The following is a 266-nucleotide window of genomic DNA, read 5'->3' as shown; positions in this document are numbered from 1 at the left end:
GTATGCAGGACATTAGTGTTTACGAGCACTATTTCACGCAAACTCCGCAAATTATCAAGGTTGATACGGGTTCACAGGTCGTCAACAATGGTGATGTGGATATCTGGAATATCAGTTTTGCAGGCATTTGGGGCGAAAACTCTACCGGTATTAACAACGGAAATATTACGCTTTCTCAATATGACTATTCTTCTCCGGAGACATCGTTCTCAGAACCTGACCACATGGCCTTTTTAAGCTCCAGTGGCGGTAGTGCTGTGAACAAC

Annotated in this window: 1 protein-coding gene; it reads left to right on the top strand. The window is 44.0% G+C overall.

Translation table 11 applies throughout. The features are described 5' to 3' along the window. Positions 1-266: hypothetical protein (locus KQJ18_RS24535; RefSeq protein ID WP_216423014.1), on the top strand; the 266-nt coding region annotated here is incomplete at both ends.

The organism is Citrobacter sp. S55_ASV_140 (assembly GCF_018919505.1).
Taxonomy (GTDB): domain Bacteria; phylum Pseudomonadota; class Gammaproteobacteria; order Enterobacterales; family Enterobacteriaceae; genus Citrobacter; species Citrobacter werkmanii.
This window is presented reverse-complemented; position numbering and strand designations above follow the sequence as displayed.